Raw genomic sequence first — 19,694 nt, forward strand, 5'->3', positions numbered from 1 at the left:
GTTCAAGACAAGCTTCATCAAAATATATCTCTATATCAAACAATGTCGTATCCCCACATTTATAAAGGGATACGCTCTTTTTTATTAACTGGACGATCCTTCAAACTTAAGTGTTAACTTTCTGAAAGAGATAAAAATAAGTTTGAAAAATAAAATATTCTGTTGACTTAGACTTAATGGCTCAGTATGATGTGAATTAATAATTATCAATATTAAATAAACGATTATCAAATAGTGATAATTTTGGAGGTTCATATGACAGCAGGCAAGGTATTGGCGGTTTTAAATCTGTTCAGCATGGACCGGAAAGTGCTGACAGTCGATGAAATGGCGGATCTCCTCGATCTGCCGAAGAGCAGCGTCTATCGGTTTGTCCGGACATTGAAAGATCATGGTCTCCTGATGGAACATTCCACGGGACGATACAAGCTCGGTTATAAATTTCTGGAGTACGCGAACATCGTCCGTTCGGATATCAACATTACGGAAATTGCCCGTCCGATGATGGATGGATTGACCCTGGAGTTCAGTGAGACGACTATCCTTAGCGTCTTGTCGGAAATCAACGCAGTTTGTCTTGCTACGTCAACTCCGAACCAGACAATCAAAGTGTCTTCGGAGGAAGGGAAGATCATGCCGCTTTATTGCGGTGCTTCATCCAAATCCATTTTGGCGTTCCAGGACGAGGCGTTGCTTGACCAGATCATCGAAAGTGGGCAGATCAGACAATACACCGAATACACATTGACCGGGAAGGAAGACATTTTGGAAGACATGAAGCAGATCCGGGAGCGAGGATACGCCACTTCAAACAGTGAAGTGGATGAAGGGGTCGTGTCGTACGGTTTTCCGATCCGAAATTCTAAAGGGCAGGTGTTTGCATCCCTGGCTATCGTCGGAACTGAACAACGGATGGAAGCCAAGGAGAAAAGCCTTCTTATAAGCAGATTCAAGGAAGAGGTTGCGAAGATCGAATCATTTTTGTGAAGCTTGCAAGCGATTACACGAAGATTCAAACATGGGGGAAGGAGAGAATTGGGATGAAGTGTTTAAAAAAGGGGAGTGTGTTCCTGTTGCTGATGGCCGTGATTCTTTCGGGATGCGGCCTGGAACAGGCGGCCGTTAATGAAAGCGGTCACAGTACTGAAGAGTATGAAATTACCCTCAACTATACGGATCATGATCCGCCAAACGGGATGCGTACCAGCTTTATCGAGGAGTATTGGTTTCCTGAGATAGAGAAGGAGACGGATGGAAAGGTGAATATCAATGCCATTTATGGGGGCGGCCTGCTGAGCTCTAGTGAAGCGCTTGATGGAGTCAGGGAGCGGGTTGCCGACATGGGTCTTATTTATCCGGATAATTACCCGCAGCGGATGTTCAGCTATGAGTTGTTCAAGCTGTTCCCGGAAGCCCCGGAAGATTTTGAGGGCATCTACACAATCTTTGAGCGGGCCATGGAGGAAATGCCCCGTTTTACAGAAGACCTCGAGCGGAATAACCAGAAGCCGCTGCTGATAACCGTCGGTCTGCCGATTGTCTTTGCTTCTTCCGGGGAGCTGGACAGCCTGGCTGACGTAAACGGAGGAGAATGGCGGGCATCGAGCAGATGGTATCTGGAGACCGTCAAAAATATGGGCGGCAATCCGGTCAGTGTTCCGTTTAGTGATGTCTATATGTCCCTCGAAACTAACGTGATCGATGGTGTGATGACGAACTACGATGGGTTCCACATGATGAACTTTTATGAAGCTGCTCCGAACATTATTGTCGGAACCAAGCTTTGGTGGTCTGCCCCATTCATTCATACGATCAATCTAGATGCCTGGAATAGTCTTCCCGTTGATATTCAGGATGGAATTTTGAGAGCGACTGAAACTGCGCAGAAGAAATTCGCGAAAGTTTATCAGGAAGAATTGCAGCAGGCCATCAAGGAACAGGAAGAAGCAGGCGCGGTCGTAAAAATCGCAGATGAAGAAGATATTGCACTGTTCAACGATGAAGAGTTGTTTGCTCAGCTAAGAGAAGTCTGGGCCAATGAGGCCAAAGAAAAGCATGGAATTGAAGATGCTGATCAATATGTTGAGGAAATGGAACGCATCATTAATGACGTGCTGGAGGAATCCCAGGAGTAATGAAAGGAGCAGACCATGAAGTCTCTAAATAAAGCAAGTCATGTTTTGAATGTGATCAACCGACGGCTGTCTGAGCTATGTGGCTTCCTACTGTTTATCATCATTGTTCTTCTGATGGTCAACACCGTTTCCAGGGAAGTCGGTTACCCGGTTGAAGGGCTGTCGAACCTCTCTGTGCTGGTGCTCATATCTGTTGTTTATCTGGGGCTTTCTACAACAGAGCAACATAAGCAACATGCGGCGGTTGAACTTTTGGACAGTAAGTTATCCAAAAAGTCGAAGAGGCGCATGGATATTTTCATTAACCTTATCAAACTCATCACAGTGGTCATCTTCTTCTATGCCTCAATCGGGAATTTCTTTTTCTCGATTGAAACTGGTGAAGGTTTTGCGGATGTCGTTCATATTCCAATCTGGCCTTCGAAACTGGCTCTTTTGATCGGATTGTTCTTCTTTGCGCTTCAGATTCTTGTGAATCTGCTGAGAGCAATCTTTGATCCCCATTATGCTGATGATGAAAACCATGATCCATCAAAAGATTTGACGGCAAACATCTAGAGAGGAGGTAAGACATGCTAGACGTCACCTATATCGGGATTATCTGTATCGTTCTATTGCTCGTTTTTATCGGGATTGGTGTTCCGGTCGGAATTTCGTTTATCACAAGTGGGCTGATCAGTACATTTCTCATCCTGGACGGAGCCAGGGCGGTTGCACTGCTGATCAGTTCCGCACACAGCTCGATAGCAGCACCCAGTTGGGTAGCCATCCCGCTATTTATCTTGCTGGGCGGGCTGGCCGTTCAATCCGGGCTGGCCACGAAAGCGTTCCGGAGTGCGGATGCCCTGGCATCCGGTCTTCCGGGATCTGTCGGAATCGCGACTTGCCTCGGTGCTGCAGGGTTCGGTGCGATTTCGGGCGCATCCATAGCGGCAACATCGATTTTCGGGAAAATGGCAATGCCCGAGATGAGGAAGCTTGGATACAGTAAGGGGTTTGCCTCTGGGATTATTGCATCCGCCGGTACCTTCTCATCGATGATCCCGCCGAGCATGATGTTTATCATTTATGCATTGTTTACGAATACATCAGTAGCCGGTCTGTTTTTCGCAGGGATCATTCCGGGATTGTTAACCGCAGTGATTTTCTCCATTTATATCTATCTTAAATGTAAGCGGGATCCTGAAATGATGGAGAGACAAAGAAAGCAGCCGAAACTCTCTGTGAAAGAAAGAGTCAGCATCGGTTCTGAAGCCTGGCCGATCCTGCTCGTCGCATTCGTCCTGCTCGGAGGGATTTACTCGGGAATTTTCACGCCTACTGAATCTGCGGCAGTCGGATGTGTCCTCATTGTTGTTATTGGCTTCCTGCAGGGAAGCTTCCGTAAGTACAGCACATTTTCCAGCGCTCTGAGGGAGTCTGCAAACACGACATCGATGATTTTTCTCATTAATATCGGTGCTCTGTATTATGCGAAAGTACTGGCACTGAGCCATTTGCCGACAAAGGTGACTACGTTCTTCGTCAACCTTGAAGTGCCGTCTATTGTCATCATTCTTATCATCTGTGCCATCTTCTTCGTGCTCGGGATGATCATGGTTCCAATCGGCATCTATGCACTGCTTTTACCGATTGTGGCACCGATTGTTTCGGGGCTCGGCTATGACCTGATTTGGTTCGGGGTGGTCGCGATGAAGCTGACTGAGATCGGCGCGGTTACTCCACCGGTGGGGCTGAACGTATTTGCGCTTAAAGGGGTCGTAACCAAGGACATCTCGATTGTCGATATCTTCAAAGGGGTCACACCTTTCGTCATCATCGACATACTGATCTTGTTCCTCCTGATCGCCTTCCCGGTCCTCTCGCTGTGGCTTCCAAACTTGTTGTTCTAAAACGTCACACAAACCATCTTAAAGTACAGACAGAATAGGAGAATGAATCATGAATTTTGAACTTGTCATCAAAGGGAACATTGTTTTGGAAAATGAAGTCATCCAAGGTTCGGTCGGGATCAATAACGGAAAGATTGAAGAGATTTCGAGTGAAGAGCTGCAGGGGAATGAAGTAAAGGATTTTGGTGAGCAGTTAGTTTTCCCGGGTGCCATCGATGTTCACGTACATAGCTTCAGCAACCCGGAAGAAGGTTTCGAGACGACCACCCGTCTGTCGGCCAGGGGCGGCGTGACCACATTTGTGGATATGCCTTACGACCTTCCGAATCCGGTCAACAACATTGATGCATTCAATGCAAAGGTGGAAGACCTTGAGAAAAATGCGTTGGTCGACATTGCCCTATGGGGAACCGTCGCCAAACGGGAAGGGACTTCTCAGATTGAGCCGCTTGTTGAAGCGGGTGCGACATCATTCAAGCTGTCGACATTCGAAACAGATGAGTACCGGTTCCCGAAAGTGCCAAACAATGAAATCATCAAAGCGATGAAAATTCTCGCAGAAAAAGGAGTGCTGGTCGCGTTCCACGCGGAAGACGACGAAATCGTCAAAGCAATGGTGGAAGAGTACCAGACCGGCGGCAAGCACTACAACCTGGCACATGCCGAATCCCGCCCGGCATACACGGAAACGTCGGCCGTTCTGCAGCTTATGGAGTTCGCTTATTGGACAGGCGCCAAGATCCATATTGTCCATGCCAGCCATCCGAGGACATTTGACCTGATCAAGATCTTCAAAGAGATGGGCACGGATGTATCCGCTGAAACTTGCTATACGTACCTGTTGCTGAATACGGATGACCTTGAGAAATACGGCCCGGCTGCCAAAATGAACCCGCCCCTCCGCTCGAAAGAGGAAGTGGAAGCTATGTGGAAGCATATGAAGGACGGGAACATCGACCTCATCTCCTCGGACCACGTCGTCTGGAAGCAGGAGGACAAGGAAAAAGGGTATGGAAACATCTTCAAGGCCCCATCCGGCCTGCCTGGACTGGAAGTCATCGTCCCGCTGATCTTCGATGGAATGGTCAGCCGCCGCGGTTACTCACCGAACGACTTCGCTAAAATGATGTCTACAAACGCCGCAGAGCGGTTCGGCATCCGCAATAAAGGCAAGATCGAGAAAGGCTATGACGCAGACTTCGTGGTGATCGATCCAAATAAAGAATGGCAGATGAATACCGATAACCTTGAAACCAACCCTGAATTGCTTCCGTTCCGCGATTATACGATCAAAGGTAAAGTAGCGGAAACTATCGTAAGGGGAACCACTGTGTTCGACGGTGAAAAAGTCACCGTGGAGCCGGGTTATGGAACGTTTATCAAGGGTCCAGCGGCATTGGAGTCGGAATAATCGATGCAAACCCATTTTGATGAACTGCTGAATACCGTTTTGGGTCATGGAGAGTTTTCGGAAGACGTCAAAAGACAGGCGGAATGGGTGATTGCTGATACGGTGGTCGCTGCCCTTTATGGACTGAAGTCCGAGAAGGAAATTCTCGCTTACCTTAAGGATAAGGCAAGGTCTTCTGCAGAAGGGGAACACCGTTTTCCAGTTCTCGGCACGGATCTGCTAACGGACCGTAAAGACAATCTGATCATTCACGGTACTGCAGTTGTCTCGAATGAATTGGATGAGGGTAACACCTTCGCCAAAGGTCATCCAAGTGCCCATATCCTGCCCGCACTGATGGTCAGCGCCTATGAGAATGATGCGACTATCGGCCAAGTAATAGACGCATATATAAGAGCATATGAAATCTCCGCAAGGTTGTCCTACGCAAGCAGTATGCGGGATGATATGCATCCTCACGGTACGTGGGGCAATGTCGGCGGAGCGGTGGCCCGCGCCTTGATTGAAGGGAAAGACAAGGAAGCGATCCGTGAAATTGTGTTGATCTGCTTGACCTTGCCGCTCGGTACATCCTGGCTGTCAGCAGAAAAAGGGCAGTCTGTCAGAAATCTGTATACCGGGGTAGGGAGTTTCCTTGCCTACGAGAGTGTCAGCTTCCAAGAATACGGGTTCCGGTCGAATGTGGAGGTCGCTGAAAACCTATGGGCAACAATCATGGGGAACGGTGTGAATGCGGAGCGGATGACAGAATCATTGATGGATCCGCCATTGATTATCCAAAACTATTTTAAGGTCCACCCGGCGTGCAGGTTTACTCATGCCGCCATTGATGCGGCACAGGTTCTGATCTCCGGAGGGGAACTGAAGATTGAAGACATCGATAAAGTGACAGTGGAAACGTACAGTCTGGCGGCCAGATGCGATACGAGTAACCCGGAAACGAAGTTGCAGTCGAAGTTTTCAATCCCATATGCGGTCGCTTGTACATTGATGGGTGTCGATCTGTATGGAGACTACCGGGACAACTTGTCAAAGGTAGAAAGCCTGGCTGACGAAATCGTTGTGAAAGAATCAGAGGAACTGACGGGTCTCCTTCCGAGCAAGCGTGCCGCAAGGGTGGAAATCGTCTTGAAAGAAGGCTCGATTCTTAGTCATACGATCGAAAATGCCCAAGGTGAATACACTCACAGATTCAGTGAACTGGAAATGTGGAAGAAATACGAAAACATGCTGGCCGGCCATTATCCGCACAGCTTCGTGAATGTATTAAAAGAACATTTGCTGGATCTAAGAAAATGCACCACCTTTAAAGAGTGGTTGCGGACGAATCAACTGATGGGGGGAGCAACTTGTCTAAAGTGAAGCTTGACGTTGAGCGGATCAAACACCAATTGGAAACAGTTGCGAATCGATATAATAGCGGTGAAAAAGGATACACACGACTCGCTTTCTCAAAAGAAGAGGACCAGGTCATTGAGTGGGTTGCACAGGAATTGGAGACCTATGGCGCCAGAGTGAGAACAGACAGCGTAGGAAACTTGTATGGAACAATTGGACCCGATAATGCTCCGGTGATCGCCTTCGGATCCCATGTGGATACCGTGAAAAACGGGGGTCTTTTCGACGGAGCGCTGGGCGTCTTTGTAGGACTTGAGTGCATCCGGGTACTGAGAGATCAGATGGACAATGCGGAAGTAGCTTTTGAACTTGTTATCTTTAAAGGAGAGGAAGGAAATCCTCTGGGCGGCACATTCGGTAGCCGCGTCGTGACCGGCCAGGTGGACCCCGATGAGTTTGATGATTCCTTGTTGGATTCTCTCGGTGTGACAAAAGAAGAGATCCGGCGTGCAGTCGGAACCTTGCCCGAGTACAAGGCATTCCTTGAGCTTCATATCGAGCAGGGTACTGTCCTTGAAGAGAATGACAATAAGACGGGAATCGTCACTAATATCGCGGGAATCTCCAGGTCAAATATCAAAGTGCTGGGCACCCCGGGCCATTCAGGAACGATGCCGATGAACTCACGGGATGATGCACTCGTCCATGCCAGTGAAATTGTCCTTCATATACATCAAGCGGTGAAGAAGTACACAGATGGGACTGTCGCTACCGTCGGACAACTGAATGTGATGCCCAATCTCGCTACCGTCATCCCGGGCGAAGTGGAACTCACATTCGAAGTCCGATCGGGAAATCAGGAAAGCATTGATTCGTTCGAAAAAGAAATTCTGGAATGGGTAAGGGCAAATTATCATGTGGAAATTATCCCGGGCGTAAAGAAAAAGGCGAGCAAGCTTTCGGAGAGTGTCAGAGGAGTTCTTAAAGAAGCGGCAAGTGAGCTTAATCTTCCCGTGATGGAACTGGTCAGCGGCGCCAACCATGACGCCAACACACTTACCCGTCATACTGAAGTCGGCATGCTCTTTGTCCCGAGCATCAAAGGAATCAGTCACAATCCGGAAGAAGACTCGGATTGGGCGTATATCGGAAATGCGGCGGAAATCATGCTGGAGGCTTTGTTGAAGTATAAAAAGTGAGAAGTGACTAAGATAGAGAGAGCAGCACGTCCGGCAATTCGGGCGTGCTGCTTTTTACTTTTTCTAAAGAATTAAATAGAAACTTTCTCACAACTATTCATCCAACCCTAAATAACCTTTATGATAGAGGCAATAAGATCTGAACCGATTGACCTATTAAAGGAGCACTCCTTATGTTTCCCAATGTCTCCATGCAAACCAAAATACTCGGCCTGGTCACCGGCCTGATCTTGTTCGTCTCGCTTCTCCTGACCATCTTTTATTCTGTTATGGAGTACCAGCGGATTGAACAGGAGATGGGGGAGAGGGGGCTGCAGATGGCGCAGGTGGTGGCGAAGATGCCGTCTGTGCGCAACGCGTTTAATGAGGCGCATCCCGAAGTGATCCTGCAGCCGATCGCGACGGAGGTGCGGATTTTGTCCGGGGCGGAATATGTCGTCATCGGGAACGCGGACAGCATCCGGTATGCGCACCCGGATCCGGACAAGATCGGGAAGAAGATGGTCGGGGGGGATAATGACCGTGCTTTGCACGGTGGCGAGTCGTACATCTCTGAGGCGGTCGGCAGTCTCGGTCCCTCGGTCCGGGGGAAGGCGCCGATTCTGGATTATGAGGATAATATTGTCGGGGTTGTCTCGGTGGGGTTCATGGTCGAAGATATCCGCTCCGTTATCTATGAACGGCTCGGCAAGATCATTGCACTTGCCCTGCTTATCATTGTCGTTGGCGTGATCGGCGGCATCCGGCTCGCAGACAGCATCCGGAAGGATACGATGGGGCTGGAGCCGGCGGAAATCGCATCCCTTTACACCGAGCGGACAGCGATTTTGTCTTCGGTCCATGAGGGCATCATCGCGGTGGACAAGGCGGGGGAGGTCACGATGCTGAATGGTTCGGCGCGGCGACTGCTCGGACTTTCGGAAAAACAGGACATCAGCCGGCTGGACGAGGTGCATCCGGACTTGGAAGCCCGACGATTTCTCCGGCCGGATGCCCGCCTGTCGAATGAGGAAGCGGTCATCAACGACCGGCATGTAATCGTGAATGCGGTGCCGGTCGAGCGGGAAGGCCAGCCTGCGGGTGCAGTATTCAGCTTCCGGGACAAGACCGAGCTGAAGGAACTGGTCGACACGCTGTCGGAGGTGCGCGAGTACTCGGAATATCTGAGGGCCCAGACCCATGAATACACGAACAAGCTTTATGTCATCTCAGGACTCATGCAGCTGGGGAACTATAATGAAGCCATTGAACTGATCTCGGACGAGCTCGACACCGCCCGCAGCCAGAACCGGATATTGTTCACACAGATCCAGGACCCGACCGTACAGGCGATCCTCATGGGCAAGCTCGGCAAGGCATCGGAAAACAAAATCCAGTTCAATATCGATGACAACAGCGAGCTCGGCCCGCTTCCCGGGCACATAGGCATCGCCCAGATTGTCACGATCCTCGGGAATCTTCTCGACAACGCCATGGAAGAAGTGCGGAGCGCAGAACGCCAGGAAGTTACGTTTTTTGCGACGGACATTGGTCAGGAAATCATCTTTGAAGTCGCAGACAGCGGAGGCGGCCTGCCTGAAGAGGAACTGGACCGGCTTTATGAACGGGGATATTCCACGAAGGCATCAGCCGGAAGAGGGTATGGCCTTCCGCTCGTGCGCGAGGTGGTGGATGAACTCGGCGGCTATATCGAAGCGCATAACAGCCCCGGGAGCGGAGCGGTGTTCACCGTATTCATACCAAAGCAGGAAGGAGGAGTTGGATGATCCGTGTACTGATTGTAGAAGATGATTTCAGGATTGCCGGCATCCACGAAGGGTTTCTGGGAGAGATACCGGAGGTGGAAGTGGTCGGGAAAGTACTGACAGGCCGTGACGCGGTGAAGGCGGTGGAGGAAAAGGAAGTCGATCTGGTGCTTCTGGATGTCTTTATGCCGGACACCACCGGCGTCGAACTGATCCCGAAGCTGAGAATGATCCGTCCTGAACTCGACTTCATCATCATTTCAGCAGCGGTCGAGCACGACATCGTCAGCCGACTTCTCAACCAAGGCGTCACCGACTACATCATCAAGCCGGTGAAAAAGGAGCGGTTTATCGAGGCGGTCGCCCGATATAAGATGAAGAGGGAGCGGATCGGTGGCGTCAGTGACTTTGACCAGGCCCTGCTCGACCGGCTGCTCGGTGTGTCCGTTGAGGCGGAACAGCCGGCCCAGGCCCAGACTCCAAAAGGCATCGATCCCCTTACGTTGGACAAGGTCCGGGATACCCTTCAGCAACTGGACGCCGGCATCACCGCAGAAGAAATGGGCGAACAGATCGGTGCCTCCCGCACCACCGCTCGCCGCTATCTGGAATACCTCATCTCCGAAAGCGAAGCCATCGCCGACCTGGAATACGGAGCCGTAGGAAGACCCGAACGGAAATACTTCATCAACAAAAACAGCTAAACGCCGCCCCGGAGCGGCGTTTTTTTGATGAGTGATTACATCGGGCGGGCGAGTGGTTACCCCGGCGCATGGAGTGGTTACCACTAGGGTACGAATATGGGCTCCTAGGTTTGAACTGTACTTAACCTCGTGAACACAATGAACAAAACGCCCATTAAATTGCAAACGTTTACAGTACGCAATTGGGCTACTAAACTGAAAACTATGTCATTGAAGAAATTCGTATAAACGAAGGGGGAACCACCATTGAAGAAATTCCTACTGCCCGCTGCACTGGGCTTGTCCATGATGCTGGCCGCTTGCGGAAGCAATGACGGTGCGTCCGAAACCGCCAATGCCGGAGACGGCGGAGAATTCACACCATCAGAATCCATCGAGATTGTCGCTCCTGCAGGCGCAGGCGGCGGCTGGGACACAACTGCCCGTATGGCGGCGAAAGTCCTTCAGGAAGAAGAAATCATTGACGGCAAAATCGGCGTCACGAACAAAGAAGGCGGCGGAGGCGCTGTCGGCTGGTCGTACATCGCCAACTATGAAGGCAACCCGCACAAGCTGTTTGTCACTTCGCCTCCGATGATCTTCATCCCGCTGAACGGGCAGTCCGAATATGACCACGAAGACTTCACACCGATCGCGAACGTCATCGCGGACTATGCGGCATTCGCGGTGCGCGAAGACGCAAAGTGGCAGGACCTGAACGAACTGTTTGAAGACATGAAGAAAGACCCGGCAAGCGTAACCGTTGTCGGCACGTCGTCCCCCGGCTCGATGGACCATATGCAATTTGTCCAGATCGCCAAAGCTGCAGGCGTTGACATTACGAAGATCAAGTACGTTTCCGCACAGGATGCGGGCGGCATGACCCAGCTGCTGAACGGCAGCGTGGATGTCTACTCTACAGGTGTTGCCGAAACAGTCGAGCAGGTCAAGGCCGGCAAGGTCCGCGTACTCGGCGTCACATCCGAAGAGCGCCTGGAAGGCGAAGTCCTCGAAGACTTCCCGACTGCCAAGGAACAGGGCATCGATGAAACGTTCATCAACTGGAGAGGCTTCTTCGGTCCTGCAGGCATGGAACCGGCTGCAATCGAGTACTACGAAGAGAAATTCAAGGAACTCAGCGACTCCGAAGCATTCGGGGAAATCCGCGAGCAGTTTGGCTGGAACGAAATGTACCTGGACAGCAAAGAGTATAAAACGTTCCTCGATGAGCAGCGCGAAGAGATCCAGACACTCCTCGACGAGCTCGGCCTTGCGAAGTAAGCAGGCTGTCTGACGAATTATCCTGGAATGACCGGCTCCGCCCGTCTTCCGAAAAGTTCAAGATTCCGGAACCCCCGGCTTCTGAAAAGAGGCGGGGGGTTCCATCCATCTTGGGCGCGAAAAATGACGAACCATCAATACAGCATCACAGGAGATGTTCCCATGCTTAAAACGATGAATCAGAAAGTCAGCCTCGTCCTTGTCGCAATCGGTGCGCTGTATCTGTTCGGTGCGTTCCGCATCCCCAGCTATCCATACGCGATCGTCGATGCTGACGTCCTGCCCAAAACGCTGGGCGTACTGCTGATTGTCCTTTCGATTTTCCTGTTCTTCGCAAAAGATTCCGAAACGGAAGAGCAGAAAAAGAGGCGCGACATTCCGAAAAAAGAGATCGGCATGCTCCTCGGTGTCGCCGGATTGATCTTGGCGTACATCCTGCTTCTTGAAGTGATCGGCTTTGTCCTCACGACGGCGCTGTTCATCTTCTTCTGTTCGTTCTTCCTCGGGTACAGGAATCACGTCGCAAGCGGCATCACCGCAGTCGTATTCCCGCTCGTCCTTTACTTTATGTTCACGGAGCTGCTCAGCATCACACTGCCGAGCGGGGTTCTGCCGTTCTAATTAGGAGGTTACTATGGGTTCTTTAGATGGAATCATCACAGGCTTTCAGACTGCGTTCAGTCTTGAGGCGATCCTGTTCGTCATCCTGGGGGTTTTTGTCGGGACGATCATCGGGATGCTACCGGGTCTTGGCCCGATCAGTGCCATCGCCGTCATGATCCCGATGACATTCGGGATGGAACCGGCGACTGCGCTTATCATGATGGCGGGTGTCTACTACGGCGCTATCTTCGGGGGGTCTACCTCGTCGATTCTCCTGAATGCACCGGGTGTATCCGGTGCAGTCGCAACATCGTTTGACGGTTATCCGATGGCCCAGCAGGGAAAGGCCGGAAAGGCACTTGCCATTGCGGCGATCGCTTCGTTCACCGGCGGTACGGTTTCGGTCGTCCTGCTCATGCTTCTGGCACCGGCGCTGTCGAGTGTGGCTGTTTCGTTCGGACCCGCCGCATACTTCGCACTGATGCTGCTCGGTCTCACCGCTATTGCCAGCCTGTCTGAAGGTTCGACGATCAAGGCACTAATCTCAGCTGTTGCCGGCTTCATGGTCGTCACGATCGGCATCGATGCCCAGACAGGGACACAACGCTACACATTCGGCAACATGAACTTGCTTGAAGGGCTCGACTTCCTTGTCATCGCGCTCGGTCTGTTTGCGATTGCAGAAGTATGTTCACTTGTTTTGAACCGGAAAGACAAGTCGGTCAGCGACACACATAACATCGGCAGCCTGAAGCTGGATAAAAAAGACCTGAAGGATATGAGCGGACCGATGACGCGCCACTCGTTCCTCGGCTTTATCCTTGGGGTGCTCCCTGGTGCAGGTGCGACCATCGCATCGTTTATCTCCTATATCTTTGAAAAGCGGCTTTCGAAAAATCCTGATGAATTCGGGAAGGGCTCCGTCAAAGGGCTGGCCGCTCCGGAAACGGCGAACAACGCCGCGACAAGCGGTGCCTTTGTTCCACTCCTGAGCCTCGGGATTCCGGGGTCCGGGACGACAGCTGTCATGCTTGGTGCGTTCCTCGTCCTCGGCGTCCAGCCGGGCCCGATGCTCATGACTGACCGGCCGGAGATTTTCTGGGGTGTCATCGCATCGATGTACATCGGAAACATCTTCCTGCTGATCATCAACCTGCCGCTGATCCCGTACTTCGCGAAGATCCTCAAGATCCCGCGTCCGCTGCTGATTTCACTCGTTATTGTCTTCAGTATGATCGGTGTGTACGCAATCAGCTTCAACACATTTGACCTGTACATGCTGCTCTTGTTCGGTGTGATCGGGTTCCTGATGAGGCTCTTCTCGTTCCCGGCACCGCCGTTTATCCTGGCATTTATCCTGGGCGGGATGCTCGAACAGTCGCTGCGGCAGGCGTTGACGATTTCGAACGGCAGCCTGTCCATCTTCCTGGACGACAAGATTGCCCTCAGCCTGCTTTTCCTTGCACTGCTGTCGTTTGTCTTCCCGCTCGTTAAACAGCTTCGCAAAAACAAAAACAAAGCGACGGAAGCGTGAACGCATTATTGAACAGAAGGGCGGCGCTGCTGCTCGCCATCGGGCTGATGATCCTCTTTACGGGAATCATTCAGCCCGTTTTTTTGAGCGGGTTCAGCGGAGAACAGCAGATGACGCTCCTTCTTTTGATCATCGCAGTGTATTTCTGGATTGCGGCACCGATCCCGAGCGGGGCGGCGAGCCTGTTGCTTTTGGCACTGATGTTTCTGTTCGGGCTGGCGGAAACGGTCGAAGAAACCCTGCGCGGTTTTTTGTCACCTGCACTGTATTTCGTGCTTGTGCTGTCGCTTCTTAGCAAGGCTCTGGTCACGGCAGAGGTCGACCAGGTCATCGCGAAAATCCTGATTAAGCTGAGTAAGGGCGGACCGGCTGCAATCATCGCGGGACTCCCGGCATTTATCCTGGCGTTGCCGATCTTCCTGCCGTCCGCCGCCGCCCGCTATAAAATCATGGAACCGCTCATGGCCCGCATCAACAGTCTGTACGGCTATCCGCACAGGAGCCTTTTCCATAAATACAGCCTGTTCCTGATCGGCATGGTGAATCAGAACGCCACGATGATCGTCTTCACCGGGGGAGGATTTCCGATATTGGCGCATCAGCTGCTGAAAGACTACGGCGTCGCCGAACTCACCTGGCTGGAATGGTTCGCCAAAGTCGCCCCGCCGCTCTGGATCGGAGCGGTCGCGATGGTGCTGTTTATGTGGCAGTACTTGAAACGGAGTTTCCCCGAAGCCGGGCTTGTGGTGCTGGATGAAGCAAGTGCTGAGCTTTTGGAAGAAGAGCGGAAACCGCTTGGCGCCCGGTTCTGGATCGTCATTGCCGGATTCATTTTGATGATCCTTGCATGGATGTTTCTCGATGAAGGGAAAGTGCCCCTCATCGTCCCGCCGATCATTTTGATTGCGCTGTTCGCCCTGCCGAAAATGGGCCTGATCACCAATCAGACGGTGCGCCAGTACGACTGGGAAACCTTTCTCATGCTCGGAGCGGCGTTTTCACTGGGACTGATCCTGGCGGAAAACGGTACCGCCGATGCGCTCGCCGGTCTGCTGACCGGACTGATTCTGGAGGATGCAGGCGTTGCGGTGAAAGTTTCGGTCATCGCCCTGATCGTCTTCACCCTGCGATTCTTCTTTATCATCCCATCAGGTGCCTTGGTCGTCATTTTCCCAATCGTCATCTCGTACTCCGAACTCATCGGCATCGAACCGGTGCAGCTCGCATTCCTGGTCATCCTGATCGTCGGCAGCATGCTCGTCCTGCCGATCCACTCCATACCGACATATTTGGCTTTTGAAACGAAAGTAATTGAAAAACGGGAGCAGTATGTGATCGGGGCGGTATTTAGCGGGCTGTTTACAGTGATCTCGATTGTGGCGGCGGTTTGGTATTGGTAGGGGGATAGGGTGAGTGGTTACCTTGGGGAATTGGATGGTTACCTCGGATGAGACCCTTCTAGGAGCACTTTCAATAGTGCCCCTTTTTTATTTCAAAACTATTTGCCTAACCCGCTCTCATCAGTTATTCTAATAAAACTACACGTACAGGAGGTTTCCATGATGACCGCGTCGATGAAATTGCGATTCCGTTTTCCATTCAACTGAATATAATGGATACCCTGCTCCAGCGCGGGGTAACGGGATTGGTCTGTCTTTTGGAAACCTGATAGAGGTTTAAGCAAAGAGGGGGCGAATACCGCCTCTTTTTTGTGTTTTCAAAATCGGACTTCCCAACAAAATTGAAAAGAAATGAGTGGGAAACGATGAATATTGATCGAAATTTGGGCAAGGAAAACTGGCTGAGAAATATTGTGCTTTTCTTGAGCAGCCAGACGATCTCACTGTTCGGCTCGTCACTCGTGCAGTATGCGATCATGTGGCATATCACGCTGGAGACGAAATCAGGGATGATGATGACGCTATACATCATTTGCGGATTTATCCCGACGTTCCTTCTGTCCCCTGTGGCAGGGGTTTGGGCGGACCGATATAACCGGAAGATCCTGATTATCTTGGCGGATGGGCTGATTGCGTTGTCGACGCTGATTCTGGCGATTCTCTTCCTGATGGGCTATGACGCGATCTGGCTGCTGTTCCTTATGGCAGCAATCCGGGCTTTGGGTACAGGTATCCAAACGCCTGCTGTCGGTGCAATCCTTCCGCAGATCGTTCCGAAAGAGAAGCTGACACAGGTGAATGGTATTAACGGCAGTATTCAGGCGGTCATTATGTTTGTCTCACCGATGGTCAGTGCCGCTCTCCTAGCGATGGCCTCAATCGAAGTCATCTTCTTCGTCGATGTGGTGACTGCGGCGATCGCGATTCTCACGCTGCTGCTCTTCGTAAAAGTGGCCGTACATGAAAAGGCTGCCAGCAAGCAGGAGACGAGCTACCTCAGCGATTTCAAGGAAGGACTCCGCTACATCGGTGAACATGCATTCCTGAAAAAGTTCTTCTTCTTTTTCGCGGTCTTCTTCGTCCTGATGGCACCAGCGGCGTTTCTGACACCTCTTCAGGTCACGAGAAGCTTCGGGGATGATATCTGGCGTCTGACCGCCATTGAAATTGCCTTTTCCGTCGGCATGATGGCAGGCGGGGGCATTATTGCTTCGTGGGGCGGATTCCGGAACCGGATTAGGACGCTTGGTTTTGCCAGCGTCATCATGGGCATCTGCACACTGGGTCTCGGCATTGTGCCGGTCTTCTGGATCTATCTCGCCTTCATGGCACTTTTCGGAATCGCCATGCCAATCTTCAACACACCGGCCATGACGCTGTTGCAGGAAAAGGTTGAAGAAGATTATCTTGGCAGGGTGTTCGGCGTGCTGGGCATGATCTCCACCTCGATGATGCCACTCGGCATGCTGGTCTTCGGGCCGCTGGCAGACGTGGTCCGGATCGAATGGCTGCTTCTCGGGACAGGTGTTCTGATCATTGTGCTGGCTGTCCTGATGGGGCGGAGTCAGGATCTGGTGAAAGCAGGGGAGCCTGCAGAGCAAAAGGATTAAATAAGACAACAAGACGTTGTAGACATGGCTGTCCGCAACGTCTCTTTTTGTATAAAAGCATCACCCAATCTCCTTCCTCCCGCTCGAACCCGGGATGTTCAGCTCATCCCGATACTTTGCTATCGTCCTCCGGGAGACAGTAATGCCGTGTTCATCTTTTATCAGGTTGACGAGCTTCTGGTCCGACAGGGGCTTAGATTTATTCTCATTTAGCACATAGTCTTTCAACAGGGATTTGACTTGTGTGCTTGAAGCAGCCGGCGACTCCGAAGAATCCAGTGCCGAGGAAAACAGGTCGTTCATATTGATGAGGCCGATCGGTGTTTGCATGGTCTTGTTTTTCACAGAACGGCTGACGGTCGATTCGTGAATGTCCAGGGCATCAGCAACAGTAGCCATCGTAAGCGGTTTCAAAAACAGCTCGCCCTTTCGGAAAAATGCGGATTGATGATCGATAAGGAAGGCTGTAATCTTTGAAAGTGTTTGTTGCCGCTGTTCCAGGCTTTTGATCAGCCAGTTGTACTGCTTATGACGATCCTGAAGATAATGGCCAACGTCGTTTGACTGATGCATCAGCGGCAGGTAGTCAGTGTTCAGTTTGATCTGGGGGAGGGCTTGGCCGTTGAGCCGGTAGTTCAGGTCTCCATTTTGATTCAGGATGATCCATACGTCCGGAATGATGTAGTGAGGTGGCGGTGCAGCATCCAGTTCACAGGGTCTCGGATTCAAAGAACGGATCCGGTCAACCGCCTCCTTCAATTCATCCATTGAAATTTCCATGGATCGCATAATATCATTCCATTTCCTGCGGGAGAGCAGTTCGAAATGGTCACGGATCAGACGCATAGCAAGGGCATCTTCGTTTTGGTTTTCCAGCTGAAGCAACAGACATTCTTGCAGGTTCCGCGCACCAATTCCGGGAGGTCCAATTTCTTGTAAAAGCCGTATTCCCCGGCCCAGTCCTTCTTCGTCCATCTGATCATGAGAGGAAAGCTGCAAATACCCGTTGTCATCAAGTTGTCCGATGAGGTAAGCGAGAAAGCGGATTTTATCGGGATCCCGAAATGTGAATTCTAGATTAAGCAATAACTCGCGCCGGTCCAACTGAGGTTCTGATCCAATCTGCTCAATCCATTCAGGACCTTGGGCGCCCACAGGGTGATTCTTTTTTGAATGGCTCGTCCGGGTATCCGGATATTCAAGTTCAATCAGCGGATTCTCCATCTCCTGTTCCTGCAAAAAATCAGTAAGCTCCATCTGGTTCATCTGCAGGAGCTCGATGGACTGCCTCAGCTCCGTCGTCATGATCAGCTGTTGTTCCTGACGTTGAGTTAATTGAATCTGCACATTGCTTCACCTCATTAAGCAAGGAACTTTGTTCTATTAATTATGGGTGATATCCATCTGATAGGCAACCCATTGTCTGAAAATTTGGTATGATAGATAAAACTGGATGGCAGGACCCGGCTAGTGACAGGGGGAAGAGATGATGAGTCTTCAAACAATGTTGAATATCGATCGGGTTTTTCTGGAGGCCATCGATCAGAGTTTTGACGGTTTCGTGCTATCGGATCTGCGGGGAAAGATTTTCTATGCCAATAAAGCGGTTGAGAAAATTTCGGGGGTGCCTACATCTGAAATCGTGGGGAAAACTCCGAAGGACATGGAGGAAGACGGAATCATCATCAGTCAATCGATGAAAATCTTGAAGAAAGACCCGCTGACCATTTCTCAGAAGCTCCGGACAGGAATCGAAGTCTTCATCACAAGTAAACCAGTCTATGATGCAGACGGCGAGATTATCTGTTATGTGGCCAACTACCACCGTTTTTCAAGGATCGATGACCTGTACCGGGAGCACCATAACCAGGTCGACATCAATTATACGGAGCTGCAACAGCTCAGGCTCCAGATGCTGAAAACAGATGAGTGGATCGGCGTATCCTTTGAGACTAAAAAGCTAAAAGAGAAAGTCGCGAAAGTCGCAAAGACCGAGGCAAATATCCTGATCATCGGAGAATCGGGGGTCGGAAAGGAAGTCGTCTCCAAAACGATCCATAAATTCAGCGATCGGCGCGATTTTCCGTTTATCCAGATCAACTGCGGGGCAATCCCCGAAACGTTGATGGAAGCAGAATTATTCGGGCATGAAAAGGGGGCATTCACAGGCGCACTGAGTGCAAAGCCCGGCTTGCTGGAAGCAGCCGACAAAGGAACGGTACTTCTGGATGAAATCGGAGAAATCCCATTGCATCTCCAGGTCAAGCTGCTCAGGGTGATCCAGACCCGCGAAGTCACCCGGGTAGGCGGTACAAAACCGAGAAAGCTGGATATCCGTTTTCTTGCCGCCACCAACAGGGATCTGAAACAACTGGTACAGGAGGGCGGGTTTAGAGAAGATTTGTATTACCGCCTGAATGTCATCCCGATCAAGATTCCGCCGCTCCGCGACCGGAAGGAAGACATACCGGTTCTCTGCAGACACTTCCTGGAGAAGTACAACAAGAAGTATGTGGTGGATAAACGTCTGACCGACAGTGCTTCCCGCCTCCTTTCTGAATATGCCTGGCCGGGAAACGTCAGGCAACTGGAAAATACGATGGAGCAACTGGTGATTCTGACGGAGGGCCCGGAAATTGACGCCAGGGATCTACCGCGTGAGCTTCTGAAGAAACAAGCGGATGACTATTTTTCGGATGAAATTATTCCGCTGCCGGATTTGCGTGAGCAGACCGAAAAACGGATGATCCGGCTGGCGCTGGACCGCTACAAGACGATAAGGGAAGCAGCGCGGCATCTCGGGGTGGACCATTCGACACTAGTGAAGAAAATAAAAAAATATGGAATGTAGGCCGGTGAAAAA

At 51.1% G+C, this 19,694-nt stretch carries 16 protein-coding genes; 15 read left to right on the forward strand and 1 reads right to left on the reverse strand.

Annotated elements, in window-relative coordinates; genetic code table 11:
* Window positions 1-255 precede the first annotated feature (255 nt).
* The 14 genes from AC6CHQ_RS14405 (at window position 256) to AC6CHQ_RS14470 (ending at window position 16,831) form a co-directional block, all read left to right on the forward strand.
* A complete protein-coding gene (locus AC6CHQ_RS14405; protein ID WP_498081909.1) occupies window positions 256-987 on the forward strand; it encodes an IclR family transcriptional regulator in 732 nt (243 codons plus the stop codon).
* 53 nt (window positions 988-1,040) lie between these two features.
* A complete protein-coding gene (gene dctP, locus AC6CHQ_RS14410) occupies window positions 1,041-2,135 on the forward strand; it encodes a TRAP transporter substrate-binding protein DctP (RefSeq protein ID WP_498081910.1) in 1,095 nt (364 codons plus the stop codon).
* 15 nt (window positions 2,136-2,150) lie between these two features.
* Complete coding sequence (locus AC6CHQ_RS14415; RefSeq protein WP_498081911.1) at window positions 2,151-2,693, forward strand: TRAP transporter small permease subunit; 543 nt, start codon at window positions 2,151-2,153, stop codon at window positions 2,691-2,693.
* A gap of 14 nt (window positions 2,694-2,707) precedes the next feature.
* Window positions 2,708-4,027, forward strand: coding sequence for a TRAP transporter large permease (locus AC6CHQ_RS14420; protein ID WP_498081912.1), 1,320 nt, complete (start codon window positions 2,708-2,710; stop codon window positions 4,025-4,027).
* A gap of 49 nt (window positions 4,028-4,076) precedes the next feature.
* A complete protein-coding gene (locus AC6CHQ_RS14425) occupies window positions 4,077-5,438 on the forward strand; it encodes a hydantoin-5-propionate amidohydrolase (protein ID WP_498081913.1) in 1,362 nt (453 codons plus the stop codon).
* A gap of 3 nt (window positions 5,439-5,441) precedes the next feature.
* Entirely contained in the window at window positions 5,442-6,800 is a 1,359-nt protein-coding gene (locus AC6CHQ_RS14430) for an MmgE/PrpD family protein (RefSeq protein ID WP_498081914.1), read from the forward strand.
* Window positions 6,797-7,975 (forward strand): Zn-dependent hydrolase, encoded by a 1,179-nt coding sequence (locus AC6CHQ_RS14435; protein WP_498081946.1) that lies wholly within the window; start codon window positions 6,797-6,799, stop codon window positions 7,973-7,975. The genes AC6CHQ_RS14430 and AC6CHQ_RS14435 overlap by 4 nt, the downstream gene beginning before the upstream one ends.
* A 173-nt stretch (window positions 7,976-8,148) precedes the next feature.
* On the forward strand, window positions 8,149-9,741 hold the full coding sequence (locus AC6CHQ_RS14440) for an ATP-binding protein (protein WP_498081915.1): 1,593 nt from the start codon (window positions 8,149-8,151) through the stop codon (window positions 9,739-9,741).
* On the forward strand, window positions 9,738-10,424 hold the full coding sequence (locus AC6CHQ_RS14445; protein WP_498081916.1) for a response regulator: 687 nt from the start codon (window positions 9,738-9,740) through the stop codon (window positions 10,422-10,424). Before AC6CHQ_RS14440 ends, AC6CHQ_RS14445 begins: the two co-directional genes overlap by 4 nt.
* A gap of 246 nt (window positions 10,425-10,670) precedes the next feature.
* Entirely contained in the window at window positions 10,671-11,684 is a 1,014-nt protein-coding gene (locus AC6CHQ_RS14450; RefSeq protein WP_498081917.1) for a tripartite tricarboxylate transporter substrate binding protein, read from the forward strand.
* Window positions 11,685-11,846: 162 nt separating this feature from the next.
* A complete protein-coding gene (locus AC6CHQ_RS14455) occupies window positions 11,847-12,305 on the forward strand; it encodes a tripartite tricarboxylate transporter TctB family protein (RefSeq protein ID WP_092049939.1) in 459 nt (152 codons plus the stop codon).
* 13 nt (window positions 12,306-12,318) lie between these two features.
* Entirely contained in the window at window positions 12,319-13,821 is a 1,503-nt protein-coding gene (locus tag AC6CHQ_RS14460; RefSeq protein ID WP_498081918.1) for a tripartite tricarboxylate transporter permease, read from the forward strand.
* Window positions 13,818-15,221, forward strand: a complete 1,404-nt coding sequence (locus tag AC6CHQ_RS14465; RefSeq protein ID WP_498081919.1) for an SLC13 family permease — start codon at window positions 13,818-13,820, stop codon at window positions 15,219-15,221. The genes AC6CHQ_RS14460 and AC6CHQ_RS14465 overlap by 4 nt, the downstream gene beginning before the upstream one ends.
* Window positions 15,222-15,586: 365 nt before the next feature.
* Window positions 15,587-16,831, forward strand: a complete 1,245-nt coding sequence (locus tag AC6CHQ_RS14470) for an MFS transporter (RefSeq protein WP_498081920.1) — start codon at window positions 15,587-15,589, stop codon at window positions 16,829-16,831.
* Window positions 16,832-16,891: 60 nt separating this feature from the next.
* Here the strand turns inward: AC6CHQ_RS14470 and rpoN are convergent, their stop codons facing one another.
* A complete protein-coding gene (rpoN, locus tag AC6CHQ_RS14475; RefSeq protein ID WP_498081921.1) occupies window positions 16,892-18,178 on the reverse strand; it encodes an RNA polymerase factor sigma-54 in 1,287 nt (428 codons plus the stop codon).
* Between the two features lie 142 nt (window positions 18,179-18,320).
* Between rpoN and AC6CHQ_RS14480 the strand changes: the two genes are divergently transcribed.
* The gene (locus AC6CHQ_RS14480; RefSeq protein WP_498081922.1) at window positions 18,321-19,682 is read left to right on the forward strand and encodes a sigma-54 interaction domain-containing protein; all 1,362 of its coding nucleotides are present in this window, start codon (window positions 18,321-18,323) and stop codon (window positions 19,680-19,682) included.
* The last annotated feature ends 12 nt before the right edge of the window (window positions 19,683-19,694 follow it).

It is taken from the genome of Bhargavaea sp. GQ12 (assembly GCF_059758705.1).